Raw genomic sequence first — 26,816 nt, 5'->3', positions numbered from 1 at the left:
CGAAGGAGGAGCGTTTACCGGAATCGGCAAGGAAAGACAATGGCGAGCCGTCAGCCGCCGCGCACGAAACGCAAAGGCTCCCCAGGGCGCCGCCGCGCGAGCGCGCCGAGCGACGAGCGCCGCACCACGGCGAGGACCGGATATCCGCCCGTCGTCGGATGATCCGGCCCGAGCACGATGGGCGTGCCGTCGGTCGTGACTTGCACCGCGCCGCGGAGCATCGGGACGGGAAGCGCGAGATCGGGCCGATCCCGCGGGATTTTTGGGCCTTCGAGCCGTTGCCCCACCCGGTCGCCGAGCCGCGAGATGGTGAACGTGGACGAGAGGAGCACGTCGAGCGCGTCCGCGGGAAAACGGTTCCTGTGCGGGCCTTCGTCAATCACGATCGTTGCGATTTCATTCTCTGCGGGCAGCGTGGAAGGGCGCGATGGTTGCGTGGCGGTGTCCGGATCGCCCACGGGCACGACATCTCGTCGCCGCAGCGCGCGCCCCGCCGCGCCGCCGAGGCGCGCGACGAGCAAGGTCGCCCGCGCGCCGAGCGCCATCGGAACGTCGATCCCGCCGCGCACCGCGAGATACCGCACGGCACGTGGGCCTTCCTCGACGCGGAACGATTCTCCATCCGCGAGACGAACGGGCGCCGCGCCGTCCACCGAAATGCAGACATCTCCCCGGGCCCGCACCACAAGCGCGCCGAGCGGCACCTCGATCGCCGCTGCATTGGGCGTATTGCCCACGGCCTCGTTCGCGGCCGCATGCGTCTGCGGATCGAGCGGCCCCGACGGCGGAAGCCCCCGCGCGAGCTGCCCCGCGCGTCCACCATCCTGCACCGTCGCGCACGCGGGCGCGGCCTCCACGACGAGGGCGCGCGTGGATTGTTCATTTGGGACAATCTCCTTCCGCGCCGGCGCCGCCTCCGCCTCGCTCACTGGTTCGAACCGCACCCGATCCCCCGGCGAGAACAAGATCGGCGGATCGCGGCCCGGATCAAAAAGCGAGACCCCGGGCGCGCGGCCGAGCAGGTTCCAGCCCCCGGGCGAGTCGAAAGGATAAATTCCGGTGAACGTCCCCGCGATGCCCACGCTGCCCGCCGGCACGCGCGGGCGCGGCGAGCCACGGCGCGGCAAAACCAGCCTGGGATCGATCGGCCCGCAATAGCCGAATCCCGGCAAAAAACCGACCAATTCGACCGTGACCTCACGCTCGGCATGCAGGCGCACGACCGCCTCCGTCGAACCACCGAGCGCGCCCGCGACCGATTCCAGATCCGGACCATCGTACACTACGGGGATCACGTGCGTTCGTCCGGACACATCCGACCCCGCCGCGCCGGAAACCGCGGCCGTGATCGTCCGGACAACCTCGTCCGAACACGCGAGGTTCGCCACGACGACCACGCCGCCGCCGACCACCACGTCGCTCCCCGGAAACACCTCGCGCAAGGCTCGGGCCGCCGCATGCGTCCGCGTGGCCCGATCCGGTGCATTCTCCACGCCGAGATCGACGTACACCGCCGATTCCCCGTACGAAAGGACGCTCGTCCCGCCGCTCACGCTCGCCCCCGCATTTCCAAAAGCCCCGCCGATTCGAGCCCCTCGCGCACGGCCCGCGCAATCGTGAGCGCGCCGGGCGTATCCCCGTGTACGCAAAGCGTCTCGAACGTGCCCGCGCCCGCGAGCCGCAACGCCTGCGCCCGCGCCGCCGCCGGATCCGTGATGAGCGCGCCTGCCTGCGTGCGTGGCACGAGTTTTCCCTCGGGACCGTACGCCCGATCGGCAAACGCCTCCCGCAAATACACGCGCCCCTCCGCCGCCGCGAGCCGGGCGAGCGCGCCCTCGGGCGGACCCACGAGCGCCGCCGGAATACCGAGCCCCGCGTCGATTCCCTCGACGACCGCCGCCGCGATCGCCGGATCCCGCGCCGCATCGTGATAGAGCGCGCCGTGCGGCTTCACGGCCTCGATCGGAATGCCCACCCGCCGCGCCGCCCGTGCGAGCGCCTCGACCTGCGACCGCACGGACGCCGCGAGCGCCGCGCTCGTCATCCCCATGCTCGTCCGGCCAAACCCGGCCCGATCCGGGTACGAGGGATGCGCGGCGAGCCGGGCGCCCGCGCCGCGCGCGAGCTCGCACGCCCGCTCCATCGTGGCAAGGTCGCCCGCGTGCCCGCCGCACGCGACGTTGACCATCGTCGCGATCGAATAAAGCTCCTCCGGTTCGTCCGGTAGCTCGCCGAGGTCCACGTTCAGCGATACGGCCATGATTCCCTCACCCTTTCATTCTAGGGATCCGAGCGCACCACGGTCCACGTGAGCGCGTGCCAGAACGCGCCCGCCGCAATGCCCGGCTGCGCGCCCACCGCGACGAACGTGAACGCCCGCCCGTCCTCGAAATCCGCCTGCGTGAGCCCACCGCGCGCAAGGGCCGCGTCGAGCGGCGACGCCGACGTCTTCACGAGTTGCCCCGGCACGAACGTGAGGATCTCCGCCTGCGCGATCGATCCCATTTCGAACCGCGCGAGCTGCCGGAACGGCGGAAACGGCCCGACCGCGCCCGCCGTGAGCGAGGGCGCGACCTGCTGCGGCATTCCGCCCTCGGTCCCGGGCACGAGCCGCACGTCGACCGAAGGCATCGGCTGCGCCGCGTGCGCGGCCTGGAGCGAGAGGTTTCCCTCGTCCGTCACGCGCGACATGGCCGCGGCGAGCAGCCCCGGATTGGGCGTGTCCGCCGAATACGTCGGGCCACACCCCTCTTTTTCGAGCGGATCGGTATGACCGGGCCCGCCGACGCAGCCCGTCGGCACGAGCAAGAGGCTCCTCTTCGCGACGAATGCCGAGGCCGGGATCACCGCGACGGGCGCCGCCACGACGCCCGCCGGCCCATTGCCCTCGGTGAGCGCCGCGCAGCCGAGGTCCTTGGTTTTCGTGAGGTCACCGGCGATGACGTGCAGATACACGTCTTTGTCCGCGGGCAAGAGCGTCGCCGGATCGACCCGCGAGGCCGCGGCGAATGCGAGCCCCGACGGATCGGCCGGATACGGCGCGGGATCGCCGCCGTCGGGGTAGGGGACGAAGCAGAGCCGGATCGCCTCGTGATCGTTCACGCCATTGACGATCGTGAGCACGGGCGGCCCGTCGGGCTCGGGCACGACCTCGCCGCCGCCCGCGCCGCCGCTGCCGCCGCCGCCGCCCGATCCGCTCGACGACGAAGAGCTCGACGACGCGCTCGTCGAAGGCTCCTGCGGGGCGTCCGTGCCTTCCGCGCAGCCGGAAGCGAGGCCAAACGCGAGCGGAGCGAGGGCGGCGAGGAGGAGGGTCGTCGGGCGGGCAAGGGCGGTCATGCGCCGAGTTTAGCGCGCGCCGGGGGAGGGGCGTCATGCGGGAGCAGGAAGAGACGCGGCGCTTTTGCTTTGCGGGGAAAGGGACGGGCAGAAAGGGTGCGGCAGAGGCGTGGCACGCCCATTGCGGAAAGCGTGTTCAGCCTCGATGAGCGGGGAAACGGGAGGGATTCGTCATGACGAAGCGCAACCGCGGGCGATGGTGCACGGTGTTGTCGGCGTTCGGCCTGAGCGCGGGGATCGGCGCTTGCGGAGTGAGCTCCGAGGAGGTCCCTACGGGGAGCGAAGTCGAGATCGAGCACCAGGAGAACCTGACGGCTGCTGCGTGTACGCCGTACCTGGGGCAGCAGTGTTACTGGATGGAAAATACGTCGGGCAGCTACTGCTGGGTGCCGGCGACGTGGGTCAGCTCATTCTACGATTGCTACGCGCAGGATTCGTGCGACGGCGGGCTGAGTCGGTCGGGGGGCGGATGTTACAAGTGGGCGGATTGTTCGGGCTGCACACGGTATCCGTGGCAGTGAGGGAGCGCCCCCTCAGCGTCGGATCGAGTAGACGAAGCTCGCCTTGGGCTGCCGGAGCCATCGATCGGTGATCGTCTTCTTCAGATCCGCGTACGCGCCGGGCGCGTCCACGTATTTCGCGACGAGCGCCTCGGCGCCGGGTTTGTCGCCGCTGCCCTTGATCTTCGCCACGATTCCCATGAGCTTCTTGCTCGCCGCCGGGAACGCGTCGAGCTTCACCGAGAAGCAGCCCGCATCCGTGCCATTCTGCGCTTTTTCGTTCGCGTTCCACACGAGCACGCCCTCGTCGAGCAAAAAGCCCATCTGGATCGCCGCGAGCTGGCTGTAGTTCAGCGGGTGCTTGGCCTCGTCGTACATCCCGCGCGAGATGTGGCCGAAGGCCCAGGCGATGTCCCGCACGTGCGCGAGGTTCGCCTTTTCCTTGTCGATCACGCCGCGCTCGGCGAGCCAATCCGTGAAATAAAGCGCCGCCGACTGGGCCTTGAGCTCCTCCAGCGTGCTCGCGAGCGGCCCGCCGAACACCTCGCTGTCGATCTTGCCGTTCACCGCATATTGATGCGAAGGCCCGAGGTTGTGCGCCGCCTCGTGCAGGACCGTGCTCATGAGCTGCGGCCCCGGATCGTCCGTGTACGACGCCATCGTCTGCGCGCAGAACAAGGACGCGGCGAGCCCGTGCTGCGAGGCGATGCTGTCCGGGTCGGTATAAAAATTCGTCATCGCGACCGTACGGCCGCGCCCCTCGTTGCCCACGGGCCCGAAGTTCGGCAGGCTCTGCCCGATCGTCGCGCCAAACGCGTCTCGCGAGTCGCCAGCGTTCACGATGACCTTGATGAAATCGGGCAGCTTGAAGGAGACCTTCTGCGCCGCGTACGGCGGGCCGGCGAGCGTCGCGAGCGCCTGCTCCATGTCCTGCTTGAGCGGATCGAGCTTCTCCTTCCATTCGATCGAGCTCTGGTCGATCCGCGCGAAGCTCACGTGGAAGCCCGCCTTCTCGCTGCACGGCTCGAAATACGTCTCGTCCGGGCCGATGCGCAGATACCATTTCGAGTTGAACGTGCTCATCCGCGCCCAGGCCTCGTCCGCCTCGAACCAGCTCCCGTCCCGGAACGCCTTCGCGGCCGCCCGCAGATACGCCTGGAACGAGGCCTCGTCCGGATTCGTGATCGCCTCGGCCGCCGCGTCGAGCTCGCGCGCCACGGCCTGCATGTCGTTCTCGTAGGCGCGGTGGTACGGCACGGCCTTGAGCGCGTCGCCCTCGCCCGTCACCACGACGAACGGATTCATGAGCGCGCGGCCGTCCGGGCGCGCCGCGAGCACCTTGCAGAAATCGGGATTCGATTGCAATTCGGCGGGATAGAGCCCCGACGGGACGCGCTTCTCCTCGCCCGGCGCCCGCGGGATCGCATAACAATTGACGTCGCCCTTCGTCGCCGGCGCCTCGCATTGCGGGCCCTGGTTTCTGTAGAAGAGCCGCCGGCTCGCCGGATCGTCCGCGGGGACCTTCGACGCGAGCGAGAGCGTGCCGGTCTGCTTCTGGTAGATCTTCTCGACGAGCCGCGCCGCCGCGAGGATGTGGCCGACGATCGCCCGATCCTCGTCGGTCGCGGCGCCCGCGAAGAAGTCCGAGGCGACGAGCGTCGGGCGGCCCGCTTCGAGCTCACGGAGGACGGCCTTGCGGCGCAGCACCTCGCCCGGCGCGAGGCCCTCGAACTTCGGTCCGTTCTTCACGAAGTCCACGATCGAGGCGTACGCCTGGCCGAACGTCGGGTTGAAGGCGCCGGACGAGACCCAGTAAGTCTCCTCCGTCTGCGTTGGGCCCCAGAGCACCGCGAGCTCGTTCGGGTCGAGGGTCTTGTCCTGATCCGCGTCCTCGCTCCAGAAGAGCGGCAGATCGAGGTCGACCGCGGCGCGATTGAAGTCCGCGCGAGGGACCGCATCGAACGTGGCCAGCCAGACCCCGTCCGGCGAGACGGCCGGCGGCGCGCCGCCGCACGAGGCAGAGAGCGCAAAGACCAACGGAAACGCGAGGCGAGGCCAGGAAAAACGCATGCGCCCTTCTATCACGAGGGGCCCGGAAGTAGGCTTGCCAAAGCCCCGTGACCGCACGCGATTCGAAGACGCTCCGCCTCACCCGATCCGCCGCCGCCTCCGTTCGTCGTGGTCATCCCTGGGTGTACCGCGAAGGCCTCGCACGGCCGTCCAAGCTCGACTCGGGCACGCCCGTCTCCCTCGCGAGCGAGGAAGGCGAGCCGATCGGCGTGGGCCTCTGGGACGCAGAATCCCCCATCGCCGTGCGCGTCTTCGGCCAGAGCGGGCGCATCGACGAGCGCGCGCTGCTCGAGCGGATCGAGCGCGCCTTCGCCCGGCGCGAAGCGTTCATCGGGCCCGACACCGACGCGTATCGGCTCTGCAACGGCGAAGGCGACCACGTGCCCGGCCTCGTGATCGACAGGTACGCGCACGTCGCGATCGTCCGCCTCGACGGCGATCACCTCGATCCGTGGATCGAAAAACTCGCGCCGAAGCTCGCGCGTTCGCTCGCCGGGCGTGGCGTCCGCAGCGTCGCGCTCCGCCGCGCCCGCGACGAGGCCGGCGATCGTCGCATCCGCCCGCTCGCCGGCGACGAGCCCGAGGACCGCGTGATCGTGCGCGAGAACGGCATGGCGATGGAGGTCGACCTCGCGCACGGGCAGAAGACGGGCGCGTTCCTCGATCAGCGCGACAACCGCGCCCGCGTCCGCGCGTTCGGCGCCCGCCGCGCCCGCGCGCTGAACCTCTACAGCTACGCAGGCGGCTTCTCGGTCGCGGCCGCGCTCGGCGGTGCCGCGCACGTGACCTCGGTCGACGTCGCCGCCGCCGCGCACGCGACCGCGCAACGCTCGTTCCGCGCGAACGGGCTCGACCCGGCGAAGCACGCGTTCGTCACGGCCGACGCCTTCGCGTTCCTCGAAGCCGCAGCGCGTCGTGGCGACAAGTTCGACCTCATCGTCTCGGATCCGCCGAGCTTCGCGCCGAACGAGCGGACGAAGCCGCGCGCGCTCGCCGCGTACCGCAAGCTCCACGGCGCGCTCGCCAAGGTCCTCGCGCCGCGGGGGCTGCTCTGCGCGGCGTCCTGTTCGAGCCACGTCTCGGCCGAGGAGTTCCTCGGGACGCTCGACGACGCGGCGCTCGGTCGGGACGATCTCTCGCTCGTGGCCATGCACGGCCAGCCGCCCGATCACCCCACGCTGCCCGCGTGGTTCGAAGGCCGGTACCTCAAGTTCGCGGTCCTCGCCTGACGGTTCGTCCAGGCGAACCCGTTGGGCGTCGAACGATCAGGCGCGCGGCTCAGAAGCCGGGATCACGCACCCTCGGCAGGTTGTCCTGGCTGCCCGACTTCGTGGCGCCGGTGCTCTTCGTGCTCGGCGTCTTCGTGGCGCCGGCCCCGCTCGGCGCCGTGGCCTTCGTCCCCGCGCCCTGGTTGTGCGTCGCGGGCTGCGTCGTCGCGCTCGTCGTGGGCGCGGCGCTCGTGACGGGCGGGGGGAGGGTGGTCGGCGTGGGCGCGGGCGTGGGCGCCGCGGGCGCCTGCGTGGCCGCGGGCTGCGTCGCGGCGTCCGGCTGCGTCGAGCCTTCCGAGAACGCGAGGACCGCGCCGCCGATCGCGAGCACGCCGATCGCGCCGAACACCACGGCGAGCTTCTTCTTCCCGCCTCCGGTGAAGGCCGCGGCGTCGACGTCGGCGACGATCGCGGCCGCCGTCGGCTGCGAGGGCGCGCCTTGCGTCGCGGTGAGCGCGCCGGGCATGAGGCTCGCGCGGCCGTGCGCGATCGTGGCGATGTCCGTCGTTCCAGGCGGCGGCGGGATCGACTGCAGCCCCGGCGGGATCGAGGGCATGTGGCTCGCGAGCAGCCCCGGCGGGATCGTCCCGCCGTTCGCCCGCGCCTGCGCGAGGAGCGCGGCGCGTTGCGCCTTGAGCTGCTCGCGTTGCTCGGCGCGCTCGTCGGCGAGCTTGAGTCCCTCGCGGATCGCCGTGCGGCGCTTCTCGGCGCGCTCGCCGAGCATCGACTTCACGAACGCGACCACGTCCTCGTCGGGCTGTCCTGCGAGCTTGAGCTCCGCGATCCCACGATCGATCGAGCGCGCGAACTCCGCCATCGACGGGTAACGCTTGTCGGCGTCCTTCTCGAGCGCCTTCATGACGATGTCGTTCAGGAGCTGCGGGCAGTTCGGCATCGCCGAGGCGAGCGACGGCGCCGGATCTTTGTCGCAGATCCGGCGCAGCGTGATCATGTCGTTGTCGCCGCGGAACGGGTGCTTCGAGGCGAGGAGCTGGTAGAGCACGATGCCGAGCGCGAAGACGTCCGTGCGGCGATCCACGGCCTTTCCGAGCGCCTGCTCGGGCGACATGAACGGCACCTTGCCCTTGAGCTGGCCGTCCTTCGTCGCGCCCGTGTCCGAGACGGCCGTGGCCTTGGCGACGCCGAAGTCCACGATCTTCACGACGCCGTCGTACGTGACGAGGATGTTCTGCGGCGAGACGTCGCGATGCACGAGCCCCACGAGCGTGCCGAGCTCGTCCTGCAGCTCGTGCGCGGCGTGGAGCCCGAGCGCCGCGTTGAGGCAGATGCGGAGCGCGATGAGCATCGGGACGCCGCCCTTTTGACGCGCCGCGCGCGCGAGCTGGCTGAGCGGCTCGCCGTCGATCCACTCCATCACGATGTAGATCAGCCCGTCCTGCTCGCCGAGATCGAGGATCTCGCAGACGTGCGGATGCCGGATGCGCGAGGCGAGGCCCGCCTCCGCGAGGAACATGTCCTCGAACTGCGGATCTTGCGACAGCTCGGGCAGCATCGTCTTGACCGCGACGATCTTCTGGAAGCCGCGCGTGCCCTTCATGCGCGCGGCCCAGACGACGGCCATGCCGCCCTGCGCGATCGGCACGAGCAGCTCGTACCGTCCCAGCGTGTGTCCCGCCCCCACGTCCCCGAGCGAGCTCATGCGTCCCCCCTCCAAGCCCCGCACGCGCACAAAACGCGGCCGCCCGAGCTCCTCGCCCGGTCTCGCAGCTCGTACCTCGCCGGACCCTGCACGGTTGTCGTCCGTCAGGATCGCAGAAGGACGGCCGCGCCTCAAGAAGATCGCAACAAGCCGTCCGTGTCGAACTTCTGCATGTAGCCCAGCAAAAACCGCACGATCGCCTCTGCCTTCGGCACGAGCGTGGCCACCTCGATGCGCTCCTCGTGCGTGTGAAAGCCCGATCCGCGCGGCCCGAGTCCGTCGATCGACGGAATGCCGAGCGCGGCCGTCGTCGCCGCATCCGAGCCTCCACCCACGAGCGGCGCCTCGCCGTCCCCGAGCCCCGCGGCCCGCGCGCACGCGGCGTACGCCTCGTAAAGCGCCACGGAAGCCGCGGTACGCTCGAGCGACGATCGCGCGATGCCGCCCGTCACGGTCACCGTCGTCCCCGGCAGCGCCGCTTCCTTCGCGACTTCGGCGAGCGACACAAGGAGCGCGTCTCCGTCGGCGCGCCGCTCGTAGCGGAAATCGAGCTCGGCCTCGGCCCGATCCGGCACCGTGTTTTTCGACTGCCCGCCGCGGATCGTCCCCACGTTCACGGTCACGCCGCGCGTGTAGTCCGTGAGCTTCTGCGCGTGATCGATGAACCGCGCGAGCGCCCAGATCGCATTCGCGCCGTCCGCATGCGCGTTGCCCGCGTGCGCCGCTTTGCCCGTCGCGATGACACGCGCGCTGCCCGTGCCCTTGCGCGACGTGATCACGAGATCCTTCACGCGTCCCGCCTCGAACACGAGCGCCGCGCCCGCGCCTTTCACCTCCTCGGCGATCACGTGCTGTCCCTCGGGCGAACCGACCTCTTCGTCCGACACGATCACCACGCGGATCGGCACGCGCGCGAGCACGCCCACGTGCGCGAGCGCGCGCAATGCTTCGAGCACCACGACGAGCCCGCCCTTCATGTCGAGCACGCCGGGGCCTCGCGCGATCGGCCCCTCGCGCCGGAATCCCTCGAAGGTCCCGGGCGGAAACACGGTATCGAGGTGCCCCACGATCGCCACGCATCCCGCGGCCGATGCCTCCGCCGCCGCCGTCCTCGCGACCCAGTGCGGCGCATACCGCGCGCTCGCATGAGACCGTACCGAGCTCACGCCTTCGATCGCGCGCAGCTCCGCCGCGAGCATCTCGCCCACGCGCGTCCCGCCCGGCACGTTGTCCGTGAACGAGTTCTCCCCGACGAGCGCTTCGAGCAGCACGAGGGCCGCTTCTTCCCGCGCATGGAGGTGCGCTTTCGCCGCCTCGATCATGCGCGGAGCTTCGTCCAAAACGCTCGGATTGACGAGCCCTCCGCGCGCCTTGCCCGCATGACGGCGTGCGCTACATGACAGGGAATCTCGGCGAGGCGCGGTTGTTCGTCGGTGCGGGGGGCGCGGCTGGATGAATTTGCTCCACACGCTGGAAATCCACGCATCGCAGATCTTCGTGGGCGTGGGTGTCTTCGGATTGAGCCTCGTGCTCAGCCTGGCCGTGGTGGCGTTCGTGATCGTCCGGCTTCCTCCGGATCATTTCGAGGAGACGCGCGGCCCAGGTAGCTTCCTCGCCGATCGTCCGGCCTGGCAGCGCGCCCTCGGGATCGCAGGCAAGAACCTGCTCGGGTTTTTCCTGGTCATTCTGGGGATCGTGCTCTCCCTGCCTGGCGTACCGGGACAAGGGCTGCTTACGCTCTTCATCGGTCTCGTGCTGCTGGACGTTCCGGGCAAACGCGCGATCGAGCGGCGGATCATCGCGGTGCCCGCGGTGCTGCACGCGTGCAACCGCCTGCGCGCCCGCTTCGACAAACCGCCGTTCACGCTACCGGCGAGGCGGCGCGCGAAGAAACGCGACGAGCTCGCGGACGAACGGATCCGGGTCGGATTCGAATCGCGCGAGGGCCTCGGCGCGCGGAAGATCCCCCACGAAGATCGCCCGAAAGGCCCGCTTCAGGGCGACGCGTGATTCGAGCGGGACGCCCGTTCGTTCGAGCCCGACGCGGTTCAGGGCACGCACGCGCGCCCGGTTTCCTTCGGCGATGACGAACGGCGGCACGTCGCGCTCGACCATCGATCCGCCCGCGAGGAACGAGCGCGCGCCCACGCGGACGAACGGCGCGACGGCGACGTGACCACCGGTCACCACGTGATCTTCGAGCACGACGTGCCCGGCGAGCAGGGTCCCGTTCGCGAGCGTCACGCGATCTCCCACGATCGCGTCGTGCGCGACGTGCACGCCCACCATGAAGAGGCCCGCATTCCCGATGCGCGTAACGCCGCCGCCATACCCGGTGCCGCGGTGCGCCGTCACGTGCTCGCGGAACACGTTGTCGTCGCCCACGACGAGCGTGGTCGGTTCACCCGCGTACCTTCGATCCTGCGGCGCGCCGCCGAGCACCGCGAACGAATGGACCACGTTGCGACGCCCGATGCGGCTGCCCGCCGCGATCACCGCGTGCGCGTCGATGCGGCAGCCGTCGCTGATCTCCGCGTCGTCCTCGATCACGGCGAACGGGCCCACGACGACGTCCGCGCCGAGCTTCGCCCCGGGATCGACGTGCGCGAGGGGATGGATCGAGACGGCCACGGGCGGCGCATTCTCGTGACGGGCGCCGCGCTTGGCAAGGCGAACGCCCGCAAAGTTCTGCCGCGCGAGGGCCGGCCGGCCGAAGCCTGCGCGGCGCCTCGCGCGGCGGACGCGATCCGTCACGGGTTCGCGAAGTGATACCGGGCCGCCACGGTCGCCGTGATCGTGAGCTCCCCCGGCTCGACCGTCGTCGAAAGCTCGAGCGACGCCTTCGCGATGTCCACGTCGAGGAAGATCGGCGACAGCCGGCCCTGCGAGCCATCCAGGCTGTGCAGCCCGAGCAGACGAACGCCCGACGAGGCCGCGAGGATCTTCGCGTTCCGCTCCGCGTCCACGGTCGCGAGGTGCAGCGCCTTGGCCTGCGCCTCTTCCGGGCGCGCGAGGAAGAACGAGATCCCCTGCACCACGTTCGCGCCCGCGCCGACGCCCGCGTCGATGAGCTTCGCCGCCTGCGAGCCGAGCTCACCGGCCTTCGCGAGACGCAACGTGATCGACAGCGTGTTCTGCGCGCGATAACCGACGATCTTCGGCGCGCGGCCGGCCTCGGGCTTGCCCTGGACCGGCTGGATTTGCAGCGTCGCCGTCTGGAGCGTGAGGCCGTCGAGGCCGAGCTTCTCGATCGCGCTCGTCACGTTCGCCATCTTGCGCGCGAGCTCGCTCTGCGCCTGATCCAGCGTCTTCGCCTGGACCTCGACCCCGAGCTCGGCGCGCATCGCGTCCGGCTTCGCCACGATCTCGCCCCGGCCGCTCGAGGTGATGAGCTCCGTGAGCTGCTCTTGCAGGACGATGTTCGTCTGCGCCTTGCCGCCCTCCTGCGCCGCAGCGCCGCTGCCCTTCTCCTCGGCCTTCACCGCCGAGGAGGCGCTCGGGAAAACGAACGACAGGATTCCCAGCGCCGCGCCCGCGAGCCGCCGCGAGCCGGTCCGGAGACGTTTCGCCATTGCCATGATGCCCCCCTTTCAAGACGCGGAGAGGTCCTCTCCGTGCGCAATTCCCCCATGGCGGACGAGCCGCCGCGTGCATCCAGGACGAGCGTGGGGCCCGAGCCGCGTTTTGACCAGGTGGGGACGGACGGATGGTGATTCGAAATGGAAACGGCCCGCTACGAAGGGAAAACGTAGCGGGCCGCCTCGGGAGAAATCAGCGTCGAACGATTACTTGCACTTCTTGAAGAGACCGACCCCCGTGCATTTCGTGCCGGTCTTCGCCGTGCTCGTCGGCTTCGTCGTCGGCGTGGGGTTCGTCTTCGTCGTGCTGCCGCCGCCGCTGCCGCTCGACTTCGCGGTGCTCGCGGCCTGCGCCGTCTCTTTCGGGACCTCGGCGAGCTTGTATTCCTTCTCGAACTTCTTGCCGGCCTCGATCGTGATGTCGTCGTTCTGCGTGACGTATCCGGCCTTCGAGAGCTCGACCTTGTGCGCGCCCGGCGCGAGCTTGAGCTTCGACGGATCCTCGATCGCCTTGTCGTCGACCTTGATCGCGTCGCAGCCCGGGCTGCACTTGATCGCGACCTCGACCTCCTCGGCCGCGGGCGGCGGCGTGGGCGGCGGCGCTTCGCCCGTGCTCGGGGGCGCCGCGGTGCTTTCACCGCTCGTGGTTGGCGCGCCCGTCGGCGTGATGGCGATCGGCGCGTTCGGGTCCTCGCCGTCTTTCTTGTCCTTGCCGCCCGCGATGATGAACGCGCCCACCGCGCCGCCGATCAAGAGGACCGCCGCGACGCCGATGATGATCGGCAGCTTCTTCGAGCCGCCGCTCGCATCCATCGGAAGGCGCGGCGCCGCCGTCGTCGGCGCCATCGGGCCGGGGCCCGGGCCCATGCCCATGCCCATGTCCGGGTTCGACGGCGCGCCCGGACCCATGCCGGGACTACCCATGCCAGGGCCGCCCATGCCGGGACCACCCATGCCGCCTCCGGGCGGAGGCGGCGGCGGGTAGCCCGAGCCATCATTCTGGCCGCCGGGCTGGTACACCGGCACCGCGGCCGTCGGTCCCATCGGATCGGCGCCGCCGATCGCGGGGAACGCGATGGTCGCGCTCGTGGCCATCTCGGGCATGTTCGCCGCGGCGGAGAACGCCACCGCGAGCTCGCTGGCCTGGCGGAAGCGCTCGTTCGGATCGAGCGCGAGCGCGCGGTTGAAGACCGCGTCGAGCACGGGCGAGACCATCGCGCCGAGCTCCTGCGCGCGCTGCGATGCGGGCTGACGAGGGCCGACGAGCTCGTGTTGCCACGAGGCGAGGTCGGGCTGCGGGCCCTGGCAGGAACGCCAGTACGGCCGGCCCGTGAGCGCGTAGAAGAGCACGAGGCCCATCGCGAACACGTCGGCCGCGGGGCCTGCGGGCGCGCCGCCTTGCATCTGCTCGGGCGCGACCCAGGGCGCGGCGATCGCGTAGCCCTCGTTCGTCTGGACGTAGCTCCGCGCGAGGCCCGCGCCGAAGTCCATGATGCGCACGGCGAAGCCTTGCGGCGCGACGAACACGTTCGTCGGCTTGAGCGCGTGGTGCATGAGCTGCCGCACGTGGGCGTTGTCCAGCGTGCGCGCCATGTTCTGCGCGATCTGGGCGACCTCCTGCGGCGAGAGCGGGCGCTGCGAGACGAGCTGCGCGAGCGAAGGCGTCGGCGAGAGCTCCGTCACCGTGAAGGGCGCGGCGGTCTGCGGATCGTAGCCAGCATCGAGGACCGGCAGCACGACGTCGGGCGGAAGCCCGTTCGTCGCCGTGTAGATCTGCTCGATCATCGTCATCACTTCGGGGCGCTGCGCGATGCTCGGCGAGTAGATACGCACCGCCATCGCGCGCCCCGTCGCGTCGACGACGCGATACGTGGCCGAGGAGCCGCCGTTGCCCAGGAGAGCCTGGACCGAGTACTTGCCGGCGATGACGTAACCGGGGGAGAGCTGGGGCGCGGTCACGGGTTACTTCTTCTCGCCGTCGGACTTCTTGTCGTCGGCTTTCTTGTCGTCGGCCTTCCCGGCCTTGATCGACTCGATCGCCTTGCTCACCGCGCCCATGCCGGCCTCGTCGTCGTCGGCCGCGAAGCCGAGCGCGAGCAGCGCCTTGTCATCGGCGAGCGGGGCCTGGAGCACGAGCAGCGTGCCCTTCTTCTTGGCGCGCTCGGCGCCCGGCAAGTTCCAGACGTTGAGCTTGATGCCGTTGACCTCTTGGTTGTCCGGCTTCTGCTTCCAGTTGATCTTCGCGCCCTTGGGCAGCGTGATCGCGGCCGCCTTGATGAGCTCCGCGAGCGCCGCGTCGCGCGCGGCCGTGTCCTTCTTCGCGTCCTTGTCCGGCGCGTACGAGCCGAACACCACGACCGCGCCCTCGTCCGAGGCCTGCGCGATCGTCTGGGCTTCGCCCTGCGCGTAGATCCACTTCTCCGCGGGCGTGAACGAGAGGTCCGCGCTCTTGACCTTCGCGACGGTCTTGTCGCCCTTCGAAGCGCACTTCTCGTCGAGCGACTCGCACTTCGGCGGCGGCGGCGGCGTTTCGACGGCCGGTGTGCCGGTGTCGCCTTCCGGCTCTTTGACTTCCGTTTGGCTCCCGCCGCAGGCCGCGGCCACGAGGAGAAGTGCGAGGGAGGCGATTGCTTTGAAGGTGCGGTAGACCATGCGCAAATCCGAGCGTGTCAGATGCCGGCCGGCGTCCGCAAGTATTTCGGGTCTCGCCCCCCCCACCTTCGCCGCCGGATCCTGGGGCGCGGGGAGCGCTCGGGAGACTTGGCTCAGGGCTTCTTCTTCATCCCGGGCAGATAGGCCTTCTCGGGCGCCTGCTCGAGGAACTCGATCTTCTCGGCCGTCATGATCCCGTACTTCGGGTTCGCGGCGGCGCCCGAGCTCGCCTTCGTGAACGTCACCGAGTAGGTGCCCGTCACCTTGACCTTCGCCCCGATGTTGGGGATCGGGTTCGGCAGGTCCGCGCCCCAGAACTCGTCGGCGAGCTTCGCCTCGCTCTCCTTGCCCTTCGGCTGCTTGTCGATCGCCTCGATCAGCGTGAAGACCTGGGCGAAGTTCGAGGCCCAGCCCATGACGTCGATCATGTCCTTCGTCTCGCCCTTCTCGTCGGCGATCGCGAAGGTCGGGATCGGCGCCTTGCAGTCCGGCGGATCGCCCTTGCCCGTCTTGTGGATCGAGCACGCCGGCGCGTCGGCGTAGTTCGTCTTGACGATGTAGCCGACGATCGAGACCTGCTTGCCGTTGACGTCCTCGAAGTGCACGCGGCTGCGGAGATCGTGCGTGATGCCCCAGATCGTGAAGGCGCCGTCCGGCGTCTTCTTCTGCTTCTGCGGGAGCGTCGGCACGGCGGGCAGCGCGGCCTTCTTGCCGCTCACGGCGGGCTTGGCCTTGTACGGCTCCTCAGACGGCCCGCAGCCGAGCACGGCCGAGCCTGTCACGGAGGCGAGGGCGAAAACGAGTGCATGTCGGACGTTCATGAGTCTCTCCGGGCCGCTCGAGGGTACGCCCTCGGGCACAGGCTGCCGCCCTGGGCAGGGGGATTGGGCTGGAAAGGGCTAACACGATGGCGCACGGCGCGTAAAGAGATTCGCCGAAGGAGGGGGGCTCTGGCGCCTCGGTCCCTCATAACGAGGCCTCGAGCGAACTGACAGGCCCGTCCAAACTCGCCCCTCGTCGTCGAGCGTCGCCTGGGACACGAAGGTAGGGTAGTCTCCACGAACCATGCGCGAGACGAAGCTGCGCGCCCCGTTCGAGACTTCACGTGTGCTCGTCATGATCCTGGCGGGTGGAGAGGGCCGGAGGCTCGGTCCTCTCACCTCGGACCGCGCCAAGCCGGCCGTTCCTTTCGGCGGGCGCTACCGGATCATCGACATCGTGCTCTCGAACTTCGTCAACTCGGGGCTGCACAAGATCAAGATCCTCACGCAGTACAAGAGTGCATCGCTCGACGAGCACATCGCGCGGGCCTGGCGCCTGTCGCCGATGCTCGACAACTTCATCGAGACGATCCCGGCGCAGCAGCGCACCGGCAAGAGCTGGTTCAAGGGCTCGGCCGACGCCGTCTACCAGACCCAGCACGTCATCACGGACGAGTCGCCCACGCACGTCTGCATCTTCGGCGGCGACCACGTCTACAAGATGGACATGCGCCAGATGCTCGACGAGCACCTCGAGCGCAACGCCGAGGTCACGGTCGCGGCGATCCCCGTCCCGCGCAAGGAAGCCCGGGAGTTCGGCGTGATCGAGGCCGACGCGAGCGGACGCATCATCGCTTTCCACGAGAAGGTCGCCGACCCGCCGCCGATGCCCGGCCACCCCGATCTCGCCCTCGCTTCGATGGGCAACTACATCTTCAACACGGGCCAGCTCCTCGACGCGCTCGAGCAGGACGCGAAGAACGAGCAGAGCGCGCACGACTTCGGCCGCGACATCATCCCGTACCTGGTCAAGAACGGGAAACGCGCGTTCGTCTACGATTTCCAGACGAACCGCGTGCCCGGCGAGGACGAAGGTTCGAACGCCTACTGGCGCGACATCGGCACGATCGACGCCTACTGGGCCGCGCAGATGGACCTCATCAGCGTGCAGCCCGCCTTCAACCTCTACAACCAGCGCTGGCCGATCCGCACCGCGATGAGCCACGATCCGCCGGCGAAGTTCGTCTTCCGCGACGAGTGGAACGCGCGCGTCGGCATCGCGACCGAGAGCCTCGTCTCGCTCGGCTGCATCATCTCCGGCGGTCGCATCCATCGAAGTGTTCTCTCGAACCGCTGCCGCGTGAACTCCTTCAGCCATGTCGAGGAGAGCGTGCTTTTCGAGAATGTCGTGATTGGCAGGCACGCCAAGATCCGCCGCGCGATCATCGACAAGGACGTCGAGGTCCCGTCGGGGGCCGAGATCGGCTACAACCTCGAGGAAGACAGGAAGCGCTGGTACGTGAGCGAGGGAGGCATCGTCGTCATCCCCAAGCGCGCCAAGATCGGCTGAGCGGGAGCGATGGGTCGAACGGTCGTGGTCGGCGACCTGCACGGATGCAGGGACGAACTCGAAGATTTGCTCGGCCACGTCGGGTTCGGCGCGGGCGACCAGCTGGTCTCCGTCGGCGACCTCGTCGTGCGTGGTCCCGATCCCGCGGGCACGATCGATCTGCTCCGCAAGCTCGACGCGCGCGTCGTGCGCGGCAACCACGAGGACCGGCTCCTGCGCTACCGGCAGATGCCTCCGAGCATCGCGCCGCATCTCGGCAGCCTGCAGCGCGAGGTCGTGCGCGTGCTGCGTCGCCGGCACTGGGAGTTCCTCGCCTCGCTGCCGCTCTGGCTCGACCTGCCGGAGCATGACCTGCGCATCGTGCACGCCGGCGTCGATCCCACGCTGCCGATCGAGCGCCAGAGCCCACGGACGCTCATGTACGTGCGTTCGCTCAACTGGAGCGGCGCGCCCGAGGAGCGGCGCGGCTCGATCTTGTGGGGCGAGCGGTACGTGGGGCCGCCGCACCTCGTCTTCGGGCACAACGCCCTCGAGCGCCCGCAGATCCACCGTCACGCGACGGGCATCGACACGGGCTGCGTGTACGGCGGCCGCCTCACCGCGATGGTGCTGCGCGCGGGCGAACACCCGCCTCCGCCCGAGGATCGCTCCAGCGTGCTCGTGAGCGTGCCGGCGCGAAGGACCTACTACCCGCGCTGAAAGAGCGCGCGCACGGCTCTCGCCAACGGCGCGCGTTTCCGGCTACGTTAAGGCCCATGCGCTCCGTCTGGCCTCGCCTCGCCGCGACGCTCGCCCTCACGGCTGCTTGCCATTCTGCGTTCGTCGTCGCGACGCCTTCCCTCGCGTTCGCGCAAGCTGCTGCCAAAGGCGACAAGGCCAGCGTCACCTCGCTCATCCAGCGCGGCAGCGCGCTCTTCGACGACGCCGAGTACGAAGAGTCGATCCAGACGCTCTCCGCCGCGCTCCTCCGCCCCGGCACGAGCAAGCAGGAGAAGATCGAGATCTACCGCCTGCTCGCCTACAACTACATCGTGCTCAAGCGCGCGGACGAGGCGGACGCCGCCGTGCGTGGCCTCCTCGTGCTCGACGAGACGTACACCCTGCCGCCGACCGAATCTCCGCGCTTCAAGGACTTCTTCAAGGCGACGCGCGAGAAGTGGGAGGCCGAGGGCAAACCGGGACGCGAGAGCACCGACTCGCCCGCGGCCGAAAAACCGATCCGCATCATGCACAGCTCGCCGGCGCAGGTGCCGCCGGGGACCTTGATCAAGCTCACGGGCCGCGTCGAAGATCCCGACGGCCGCGTGCGCGCGATGCAGCTCGCGTATCGCACGGGCGCCGACGGCAAGTTCGTCCTCGTGCCCGCGAGCTACACGCTCGGCGAGTTCCGCGCGCAGATCCCGAGCGACGCGGTCAAACCCCCGCTCGTCGAGTACTACCTGCAAGCGATCGACAAGGGCGGCCTGCCGCTCACCTCGCGTGGTGATGCTGCGACGCCGCTGCGCATCGCCGTGCCTGCGGCGCAGAAGGGCGGCGTCTTGTCGAGCCCGTGGTTCTGGGTGCCCGTCGGCCTCGCGGTCGTGGGCGGCGGCGTGACCGCGACGTACTTCCTCCTCAACCAGCGGACCTCGACCGTGACGATTCGCGTGACGGAGTAGACGATCTCGGGTGGCCCCGAGCGCCGATCCGCGCCAAAACCTCGACCCGAAATGACCGAGCCCGTTTATCCGTTCGTCGCCGTCGACGTCCCCCGCGACCGAGCCGAAGAGCTCGGCGCACACCTCTTCGATCTCGGCGCCATGGGCGTCGAGGAGCGCGACGAGCAGACGCTCGCGAAAGGCGCGGGCTCCGGCAAGGTGACCCTCGTCGCGAGTTTTTCCACGCGCGAAGAAGCCGACCAGGCGATCGCGGCGCTCGTCGAGGAAGACCCCTCGCTCGCGCCGCGCATCGAGGAGATCGTGGGTGACGCCTGGCGCGACGCCTGGAAGCAGCACTTCGAGCCGTTCCCGTTCACGGCCGACATCGTCGTCGTGCCGCCGTGGGTCGCTTACGAGAAGAAGCGCGCGGACGAACACGTGCTCGAGCTCGAACCCGGCCGCGCCTTCGGCACGGGCCTGCATGCGACGACCGCGCTCGTCGCCGAGATGCTTCACGATCGTAAGAATTCTCTGCCGGGCGCGCGCCTGCTCGACGTCGGCACGGGCAGCGGGATCCTCGCGCTCGTCGCGCTGATCTACGGCGCCGCGAGCGCGCTCGCGATCGACAACGACCCCGAGGTCATCGACGTCGTGCGTGAGAACGCCGAGCGCAACGGCCTCGCCGATCGCATCGTCGTCCGTGAGCAGACGATCGAGCACGTGACCGAGACGTTCCCCGTGGTGCTCGCGAACATCGAGACCCGCGTGCTGCGCCCGATCGCGGAGGATCTCGCCCGTGTCGTCGCTCCGTCGGGCCTCTTGATCCTCTCGGGCATCCTCGCGGCCGAGCACGACGAGATCGTCGCGCGGTACACCTCGCTCGCGCGCCCGCTGCGTCACCTCGAGACGCGACGCCGCGGCGACGGCACGGGCGACGACTGGGTCGCGATCGCGTTCGCTGCGTCATGAGGGGCCCGCTGCGTGTCCCCGTCGCCCGCGTCGAGGCGGGCGCATCGATCCTTGACGAGGACGCCTCCCGTTACGTCGCGCGCGTGCATCGCAAGCGCCTCGGCGATCGCGTGGTGCTCTTCGATCCCGACCGCGCGATCGAGGCCGACGCCGAGATCACCGCGATCGATCGCGCGAGCGTCTCCGTCCTCGTCGAGGAGCCTCGCGCGGCCACGTTCCTGCCTGCGCGCCGCGTGACGATCCTCCAGGCCACGTGCAAGAGCGACAAGTTCGACGCCATCGTCCGCGACGCGACCGAGCTCGGCGCGAGCCGCGTGGTCCCGATCGTCGCCGAGCGATCCGTGGGCCGCCCCGCAGACGGCCGCGCGGCGCGATGGCGCCGCATCGCGGTCGAGGCCGCCCGGCAATGCGGCCGCGGCGACGCCCCGGCGATCTCGTCGCCGATGGAGCTCGTCGAGGCCGTGCAGCTCTTCGCCTCGGGCGAGGGCGTTCATGGCTTCTGCCTGGATCCCGTGGCCGACGCGCCGCTCGGCCCGGCGCTCCGGCGCCTCGGCCCGGAGGTCGAGCTCGCGTTCGTCGTGGGCCCCGAGGGGGGTTTGTCGCCGGCCGAGATCGAGGCGTGCACCTCGGCCGGCCTCTCGCGTGTCTCGTTTGGTCCGCTCACGCTCCGCGCCGAGACGGTATGCGCGGCGGTGCTCGGCGGCGTGGTGCTCCTCGCGCGATAACCCTCGCGCCGCGGACAAACGCGGCCCGCGGACAAACCCGGACTTGACAAACCCGGGCACCCGGCATCACCTTCCGGCGTGTCTTTCCTCGACGATGTGCGCCGCTCTCTCGACCGCCCGGAGGGCGCTTCGTGGGCGCTTTCGGGCCTCGGCGCGCATCGAAAGACGCTGCTCGACGCGCTCGAAGCCCTCGAAGCGCGCGGCGAGCCCGAGGAGAAAATCGAGCGCCTGCACGACGTCTGGTCCGACAAGCTCGGGGCGTTCGTCCAGGAAATGCAGCGACTCCTGGAAGGAGGCCTCGCGTTCGGCGCGAGCGCCGCGGAGCTGCATGCGCTCGTCGACATCGCCCTGCGCCGCCGGATTGGTTTGTCCGATTCGGCCGGCTCGCGCATTCGTGATCGCGAGCTCGATCGACTCTCCAGCGAGGTCCTCTTCTCCATCCAGCGCCCCGAGCGCACCCCGAGCCTCTGGCCCGATCGGTATGCGCTCGAAGTGCGGGCCTTGCGACGCGCCGAGGGCGAGACGCTCCTCACGCCGATTGGCCGCCTCGTCCTCGGCCTGCCCGAGCGTGACGCCGTCCGCTGGCTGCTCGCCGTCGAGGTCGCGCAATCGCGCGGGCCCTCGGATCCCTGGCGAATCTCGCGTGCGGCCGCGGCGCGCCTCGTCGCGGCCCGCAGGCTCCGCGTCTTCTGGTATGGGAGCGAGACCTGGCCCGCGCATCCGCAATCGCTCGATCGCCTCGCCGCGCTTGGCCTCCTTTCATTCGAGGACGAGGCCGAGGAGGCGCTCACCACGTATGAGCTCACCGAGAATGGCGCCGAGCTCCTCGCCGAGGTCGCCTCGGGTGATACGCCGATGGTCCTCCTCGCCGGCGCGCTCATTCAAGACGAGACCGCCGCCGTCCTCGGCCGCATTCGCGCCGCCACCGCATTGATCCAGCGCGAGAGCGCCGCATTCGCCATGACCCGGCACGCGCGCATGGTCGCGCATGAAATCCGCAATGCCCTCGTCCCCGTGCGCGAGGCCATCGACGACCTCTTCGCCGCGCTCCAGCGTGACGGCCGCGGCCCGCTCGTCGACCGGCACGGCGCCACCATCACGGGCGGCGTGGATCGCATCTTCCGATTCATGACCGAAATGGCGCAGGTCGTCGAGCGCGCGGGCCCTCCGCCCGAGCCTTTCGACGTCGCGGCGGCCATCGAGGACGCGCTCGCCGCGCTCGCCGAGGAGCTCGGGCGTGTGGCCTCCTTCGAAAGGCCCCGCTTCCTCCCGCCTGTCCGCGGCCGTCGGGATCGGTTCGTCCTGGCCATCGTCGATTTGCTCCGCAATGCGGCGCGCGCCCGCGACGATCGACCGGCCGAGATTCGGGTCGCCGCCGCGCTCGATCCCGACGGCGCCATCGTCGTCACCGTCGACGACGACGGCCCGGGGGTCCCGCCCGAGTATCGAAAAGCGATTTTTGCCCCGGGGTTTTCCTTGCGACCGGGCGGGACGGGGCAGGGGCTCGCGCTCGTGCGCGAGGTCGCGCGGGCGGAGCTCGGCGGCGAGGCGCATTGCGAGGAGAGCCCGCTCGGCGGCGCTCGCTTCGTCCTCCGCCTGCCCGTGGATGCCGGAAGGAGCGCCGCGTGAGACCGATGGGCCGCATCTTGATCATCGACGACGACCCGAGCTTCTTGCAGCTCTATCGCGCGCGGCTCGGCAGCGAGGGGTACCTCGTCGAGACCGCGGACGAAATCGAAAAGGCGCTCGCGCGGCTCGACCAGGGCGGCTGGGACGTCGTGCTCGTCGATCAGAAGCTCGACGGCAAGACGGGCCCGGACACCGGCCTCGACCTCGTCTCCGAGGTCTCCCGCCGCGCGCCGCTCGCGAAGACCATCCTCGTCACGGGCTATGCCACCGAGGCCGCGGTCACGCGGGCTTTCCAGGACGGCGCCTACGATTACCTCGAAAAAGGCCCGATCTTCCGGGTCCTCCTGCTGGCGAAACTTCGCAATGCGCTCGAGGCCGTGCGCGCGCACCATTTCGGCGAGCTCTCCTCGGACGAGGCCGAGGCGGCGATTCGCGACACCTGGGCCGCGGCCGAGAGCGAGACGGATCCGAACCGCAAGGGCAAGCTGCTCGAAGACCTCATGGTCCTCGTTTTCAAGACGATCCCCGGCTTTCGCCACGCCTCGGCCCGGCGTCGCAACGAGGACGAGGAGATCGACCTCGTCATTCGCAACGAGTCCACCGATCCCTTCTGGGTGAACGAACGCACCTCGTACATCCTCGCCGAATGCAAGAACTGGACGCGGCCCGCGGGCGCCACGGAGATTCGGAGCTTCTTGTGGAAGCTCTCGCGCAAATTCAATCGCTCGCGCCTCGGCCTTTTCATTGCGCCGGGCGGTTTTTCCGCGCCCCTTCGCAGCGATCTGCACGGCGAGCGCCGGGATGATTATCTCGTGCTGCTCATCGGAAAGGCCGACCTCCGGGAACTCGTCCTCGCGCCGGATCGCAATGCTTTCATGAAGAAGTTGCATGAAAGAGCCGTGCTGGAGATGCACGGCGAGGTCCGCTGACCACTAGTCGGCGAACCGCCGCGCCGTGAGGAACTCCTCAATGTAGTGCACGGTCAGCTCGACCTCGCGACGCGATACCCCGAGCTGCTCGGCGACCTCGGGATAGGAGTGCCCGGCGAGCACGGCTTCGAGCACGCGCAGGTACTGCGCGCCACGCTGCACGAGCCGGCGCACGTGGATACGCGCGATCGCCCACTCCGCCGCGAGCCGCGCGAATGCGTCCTCGCCGTGCGCCGCGAACTCCCCGTCCGCTCGCGCGACCGCGGCCTGCAAGAAGGCGAGCAGCATCGCCCGCTTCTCGACGAGCGAGCCAGGACCACGATCCGGCGACGACGACGTCAACGTCGCAAGCGAGATCCAGCGATGATCACGGCGCGCGGTCGCGCGCTCGTACTCGGGACAGTCGCGCATGTAATCGATCGCGGCGCGGCGCACGAGCACGCGCAGCCACGCCCCGAGCTCGGGCGGCGGATCCATCGCGCACAGCTTGATCACCGTCGCGAACGCGCGCGCGTGCAGGTTCTCGAGGACACGCGTGACGATCTCGTGCGGCGTGTCCTCGTACGCGCGCAGCCGGCCGATCGGTTGGCGCGCCGCGATCGGCAGCAGCACTGGAAAGAGCGCGGCGGCGAGCGCGGGCCACGCGGCCTCGCCCCGATCGGCGACCGCCCGGAACAGCGGCCAGAGCGTGTCCATCACACGCCTCCGTGCGCGACCAGCCACGCGTTCGCGTCGGCGAGCTCGCGCTGCGTGAGCGGCAACGTCGACGTCGCGAAGCCGGCGGCGGCTGCCTTGACGAGCTCGCGTGCACGTGGTCCCGACGACGCCTTGCCGAGCGCGAGCTGGATGCGCGCGCGGATGAAGGGCGGCAATCCCTTGCCGAGATCGAGCGCAGTTTCGAGGTCCGCGACGCTCGCCGGCTTGCCGAGCGCCTCGTGCGCGAGGTAGCGCCCGCAGAGCACCTCGGCGAGCGCCGGGTGCTTCGCGTTGACGTCTTTCCACGCCGCCTCGGCGCGCGCGAACGTCGCGAGCGCGGCTTCGGGCTGCCCGGCGTGAAGCTGCGCCGTGCCGAGGTTCGTCAGCGCCATCGCGATGTCGCGATGCTTGGAGCCGTACGCTCCCTCGGCGATCGCAAGGCTTCGTTCGAACTGCGCGACCGCCTCCGCGCCTCTCTGCGCGTACGTGTAGTCGCTGCCGAGGTTGCCGATCATGATCCCGACGTTCGGGTGCGCGGCGCCGAGCGCGGCCTCGGCGATCTCCGCCGCTTCACGATGGGCGGTGATGCCACGGTCGAGGTCGCCCTTCATCGCGAGCGCGTTGCCGAGGCTCGACAGCGCCGCGGCGACCCGTCGATCGTGATCACCGAACGCGGCGCGACGCATCTTCACCGCCCGCTCGAACTGCGCCTCAGCCTCGGCGTTTTTGCCGAGCTGCCCGTAGGCGCCGCCGAGGAACAACATGATCTCGGTCTGCAGGTAGACGTCGTCGATGCGCTCCGCCGCGCCGAGCGCCGGCGCCTCCATCAGGGCCGCCTGCTCGTGCTTGCCGCGGAGGTACGCGATGCGGACGAGGTTCACCCAGGCCTGCGCGCGCGTGCGATCGTCGCGCGCCGCCTCCGCGAGCCGGAGCGCCTCTTCGAGCGTCGGGGTCGCGTGGTCGTAGTCCGACGTCGCGAGCTGCGCCGCGCCCAGCGACACGCGCGCCGCGGCGCGCAGGCCGACATCCCCGATCGCGTCTGCGCCTTTCACCGCTTCCTGCGTGAGCGGCAGCGCGTCGCGCGCCTTGCCGAGCTCGATCAGCGCGTGCGAGCGCGCGAACAGATCACGCACGGCCGAGACCGGCGGCGAATCGGGCACCGGCGCGCGGGCCGTCGGCGCCTCTGCCGTGCAGCGCGCGATCGGCGGAAGGCTCTCCGTCGCGGCGACCGCGTTCAGCACCGTCGCGCGGTCGGCGTCGTGAAACTGCGCGATGAGCGCGCGCGCCCCGCGTGTTCGCTCGGTGAGGCACGCGAGCTCGAGCGCGATCTGCTCGCGCCGCTCGGCTCCACACACGAGCTCGCGCGCGGCGTCGAGGTCCGCGGTCCATCGATCGAACGCGCGATCGATCCGCTCGAGTGTCTGCGGCGCGAAGCCGACATCCAGCGCGGCGAATCGACGATGGACGAGCGCCTTGGCCTCCGCCGTCCATGGGCTCGTGAGCTCCGGGCTCGACGCCGCGCAGAGCTTGCGCTGGCCGCGCAGCTCACCGGCCTCGAACGCGGTCTCCGCTTCGCGTTCGGCCTCTCGCGCGCGCACGGCGTTCCGGATCGCGACGACGCCCACGGCGATCAGCACGACGAGCGCCGCGCCGCCGTAAGCGACGAGCTTGCGGTGCCTGCGGATCCAGTGCCCCACCCGATCACGGAGCCGATACTCGCGTGACAACAAGAGTTGCCCGGCCTGAAACCGTCGCAGCTCGGCCGCGACCTGGCCCGCGTCGGCATAACGCTCCGCGAGATCACGCGCCATCGCGCGCTCGACGATCACGCGCAGATCTGCGGGCACGCCCGGCGAGATCGCGCCGATCGGCGTCGGTGGGCGCGCGAGCACCTCGGCGACCAGCTCCTTGCTGTCGTTCGAGCGATCCCAGTACGGCGGTGCGCCCGCGATCAGGTTGTAGAGCAACGCGCCGAGCGCGAAGACGTCCGTGCGCTCGTCGAGCTCCTCGCCGCGCGCCTGCTCGGGCGACATGAAGCACGGGGTACCGAGGACCGCTCCCGCGTGGGTGAACGCGGCGTTCGCGAGCGGGCCCTCGGCTGCGCGCTCGTCGTCGAAGCCGCCGCGTTGCTTCGCGAGGCCCCAGTCGATCACGACGGTCTCGCCGAACGCGCCGATCAGGACGTTTTGCGGCTTGAGGTCGCGATGGATCACGCCGCGCGCGTGCGCGTAGGCGAGCGCCTCCGACACCGCGATCACGTGCGGCAGCAGCGAAAGCCGCGCGGCGAGTGTCCCCCGCGCGTCGATCGCCTGCGCGAGCGTCTCTCCCGGGACGAGCCGCATCGTGTAAAACGCCGTGCCGTCGGGCCACGTCGCGGCTTCGTAGATCGGCACGATCGCCGGGTGCTGCAGGCGCGCGGTGATCAACGCCTCGCGCTCGAACCGCGCGCGCATCTCGGGCGACAGCACCTCCTTGAGCGCGACCTCGCGACCGAGCCGGCGATCGTACGCGCGCGAGATCCGGCCCATGCCACCGATCGCGATCGTCTCGCCGATCTCGAAGCTCGCCGGATCGACGATCGGGGGGAGCACGCGCGGCGCGCCCCGCTCGCGCAGGAGCTGAAAGCACGTCTCGCAACCCGAGACGTGCTCGTCGAGCGCATCCGACTCGGCATCGGACAGACTGCCGACGTCGCGCGCGAGCAGCAAGGTGACGTCGTCGCAGTCCATCCGAGCGACAAGGTGCCTAGGGCAGATGACTCGTGCTTGTCTCCTCCTCGACGCCTAGCACGCTTCGCGTGAGGCGATCAATTGTGGGCTTTTTGCGGTTTTGG

At 70.0% G+C, this 26,816-nt stretch carries 22 protein-coding genes; 9 read left to right on the top strand and 13 right to left on the bottom strand.

Translation table 11 applies throughout. The annotated features are described in order from the left end of the window. Positions 1 to 50 precede the first annotated feature (50 nt). From pxpB to QHF84_RS09900, 3 genes are read right to left on the bottom strand one after another with little or no spacing between them, the layout of a single operon-like run. Positions 51 to 1,553, bottom strand: coding sequence for a 5-oxoprolinase subunit PxpB (gene pxpB / locus QHF84_RS09910; protein ID WP_281312974.1), 1,503 nt, complete (start codon positions 1,551 to 1,553; stop codon positions 51 to 53). Continuing rightward, the gene (locus tag QHF84_RS09905) at positions 1,550 to 2,260 is read right to left on the bottom strand and encodes a LamB/YcsF family protein (protein ID WP_281312973.1); all 711 of its coding nucleotides are present in this window, start codon (positions 2,258 to 2,260) and stop codon (positions 1,550 to 1,552) included. Before QHF84_RS09905 ends, pxpB begins: the two co-directional genes overlap by 4 nt. 20 nt (positions 2,261 to 2,280) lie before the next feature. Next, on the bottom strand, positions 2,281 to 3,339 hold the full coding sequence (locus QHF84_RS09900; protein ID WP_281312972.1) for a hypothetical protein: 1,059 nt from the start codon (positions 3,337 to 3,339) through the stop codon (positions 2,281 to 2,283). Positions 3,340 to 3,512: 173 nt separating this feature from the next. Between QHF84_RS09900 and QHF84_RS09895 the strand changes: the two genes are divergently transcribed. Further along, complete coding sequence (locus tag QHF84_RS09895; RefSeq protein ID WP_281312971.1) at positions 3,513 to 3,860, top strand: hypothetical protein; 348 nt, start codon at positions 3,513 to 3,515, stop codon at positions 3,858 to 3,860. Positions 3,861 to 3,872: 12 nt separating this feature from the next. On the opposite strand, the gene QHF84_RS09890 is transcribed toward QHF84_RS09895, so the two are convergent. After that, positions 3,873 to 5,909 (bottom strand): hypothetical protein, encoded by a 2,037-nt coding sequence (locus QHF84_RS09890; protein ID WP_281312970.1) that lies wholly within the window; start codon positions 5,907 to 5,909, stop codon positions 3,873 to 3,875. A 47-nt stretch (positions 5,910 to 5,956) separates the two neighbouring features. Here QHF84_RS09890 and QHF84_RS09885 point away from each other — a divergent pair, with 47 nt between their 5' ends. Then, positions 5,957 to 7,138 (top strand): class I SAM-dependent rRNA methyltransferase, encoded by a 1,182-nt coding sequence (locus QHF84_RS09885; RefSeq protein ID WP_281312969.1) that lies wholly within the window; start codon positions 5,957 to 5,959, stop codon positions 7,136 to 7,138. A 49-nt stretch (positions 7,139 to 7,187) separates the two neighbouring features. Here QHF84_RS09885 and QHF84_RS09880 read toward each other — a convergent pair whose 3' ends face one another. The 7 genes from QHF84_RS09880 to QHF84_RS09850 all read right to left on the bottom strand — a co-directional run bounded on the left by QHF84_RS09880 (position 7,188) and on the right by QHF84_RS09850 (position 15,888). Beyond that, positions 7,188 to 8,837, bottom strand: coding sequence for a serine/threonine-protein kinase (locus QHF84_RS09880; RefSeq protein WP_281312968.1), 1,650 nt, complete (start codon positions 8,835 to 8,837; stop codon positions 7,188 to 7,190). A 131-nt stretch (positions 8,838 to 8,968) separates the two neighbouring features. Further along, complete coding sequence (locus tag QHF84_RS09875; RefSeq protein WP_281312967.1) at positions 8,969 to 10,159, bottom strand: M20 family metallopeptidase; 1,191 nt, start codon at positions 10,157 to 10,159, stop codon at positions 8,969 to 8,971. 544 nt (positions 10,160 to 10,703) lie between these two features. Further along, complete coding sequence (gene lpxA / locus QHF84_RS09870) at positions 10,704 to 11,591, bottom strand: acyl-ACP--UDP-N-acetylglucosamine O-acyltransferase (RefSeq protein WP_281312966.1); 888 nt, start codon at positions 11,589 to 11,591, stop codon at positions 10,704 to 10,706. After that, positions 11,588 to 12,415, bottom strand: coding sequence for an SIMPL domain-containing protein (locus QHF84_RS09865; RefSeq protein WP_281312965.1), 828 nt, complete (start codon positions 12,413 to 12,415; stop codon positions 11,588 to 11,590). The genes lpxA and QHF84_RS09865 overlap by 4 nt, the downstream gene beginning before the upstream one ends. Positions 12,416 to 12,622: 207 nt before the next feature. Continuing rightward, positions 12,623 to 14,374, bottom strand: a complete 1,752-nt coding sequence (locus tag QHF84_RS09860) for a protein kinase (RefSeq protein WP_281312964.1) — start codon at positions 14,372 to 14,374, stop codon at positions 12,623 to 12,625. Positions 14,375 to 14,377: 3 nt separating this feature from the next. Continuing rightward, complete coding sequence (locus QHF84_RS09855) at positions 14,378 to 15,067, bottom strand: hypothetical protein (protein ID WP_281312963.1); 690 nt, start codon at positions 15,065 to 15,067, stop codon at positions 14,378 to 14,380. A 113-nt stretch (positions 15,068 to 15,180) separates the two neighbouring features. Continuing rightward, positions 15,181 to 15,888, bottom strand: a complete 708-nt coding sequence (locus tag QHF84_RS09850; protein WP_281312962.1) for a hypothetical protein — start codon at positions 15,886 to 15,888, stop codon at positions 15,181 to 15,183. A gap of 244 nt (positions 15,889 to 16,132) precedes the next feature. Here QHF84_RS09850 and glgC point away from each other — a divergent pair, with 244 nt between their 5' ends. From glgC to QHF84_RS09815, 7 genes are all read left to right on the top strand, one after another. Then, positions 16,133 to 17,398, top strand: coding sequence for a glucose-1-phosphate adenylyltransferase (gene glgC / locus QHF84_RS09845; protein WP_281312961.1), 1,266 nt, complete (start codon positions 16,133 to 16,135; stop codon positions 17,396 to 17,398). 9 nt (positions 17,399 to 17,407) lie between these two features. After that, positions 17,408 to 18,097 carry a metallophosphoesterase gene (locus QHF84_RS09840; RefSeq protein WP_281312960.1) on the top strand — a complete coding sequence of 230 codons (690 nt, stop codon included), beginning with the start codon at positions 17,408 to 17,410 and terminating at the stop codon, positions 18,095 to 18,097. A 56-nt stretch (positions 18,098 to 18,153) separates the two neighbouring features. Then, positions 18,154 to 19,056, top strand: coding sequence for a hypothetical protein (locus QHF84_RS09835; protein WP_281312959.1), 903 nt, complete (start codon positions 18,154 to 18,156; stop codon positions 19,054 to 19,056). A gap of 51 nt (positions 19,057 to 19,107) precedes the next feature. Further along, positions 19,108 to 20,004 carry a 50S ribosomal protein L11 methyltransferase gene (locus QHF84_RS09830; protein ID WP_281312958.1) on the top strand — a complete coding sequence of 299 codons (897 nt, stop codon included), beginning with the start codon at positions 19,108 to 19,110 and terminating at the stop codon, positions 20,002 to 20,004. Continuing rightward, positions 20,001 to 20,729 carry a 16S rRNA (uracil(1498)-N(3))-methyltransferase gene (locus QHF84_RS09825; protein WP_281312957.1) on the top strand — a complete coding sequence of 243 codons (729 nt, stop codon included), beginning with the start codon at positions 20,001 to 20,003 and terminating at the stop codon, positions 20,727 to 20,729. Before QHF84_RS09830 ends, QHF84_RS09825 begins: the two co-directional genes overlap by 4 nt. A 96-nt stretch (positions 20,730 to 20,825) precedes the next feature. Next, entirely contained in the window at positions 20,826 to 22,358 is a 1,533-nt protein-coding gene (locus QHF84_RS09820) for a sensor histidine kinase (RefSeq protein ID WP_281312956.1), read from the top strand. Positions 22,359 to 22,363: 5 nt separating this feature from the next. Next, on the top strand, positions 22,364 to 23,287 hold the full coding sequence (locus tag QHF84_RS09815; RefSeq protein WP_281313281.1) for a response regulator: 924 nt from the start codon (positions 22,364 to 22,366) through the stop codon (positions 23,285 to 23,287). A gap of 3 nt (positions 23,288 to 23,290) precedes the next feature. Here QHF84_RS09815 and QHF84_RS09810 read toward each other — a convergent pair whose 3' ends face one another. Further along, positions 23,291 to 23,983 (bottom strand): hypothetical protein, encoded by a 693-nt coding sequence (locus QHF84_RS09810; RefSeq protein WP_281312955.1) that lies wholly within the window; start codon positions 23,981 to 23,983, stop codon positions 23,291 to 23,293. Further along, positions 23,983 to 26,712: a serine/threonine-protein kinase gene (locus QHF84_RS09805; RefSeq protein ID WP_281312954.1), complete on the bottom strand. Its 2,730-nt coding sequence runs from the start codon at positions 26,710 to 26,712 to the stop codon at positions 23,983 to 23,985. Before QHF84_RS09805 ends, QHF84_RS09810 begins: the two co-directional genes overlap by 1 nt. Positions 26,713 to 26,816 lie beyond the last annotated feature (104 nt).

Source organism: Polyangium sp. y55x31 (genome assembly GCF_029946505.1).
GTDB lineage: Bacteria > Myxococcota_A > Polyangia > Polyangiales > Polyangiaceae > Polyangium.
Note: the sequence above shows the minus strand (reverse complement) of the source record. Positions and strands in the feature narration are given on the sequence as shown.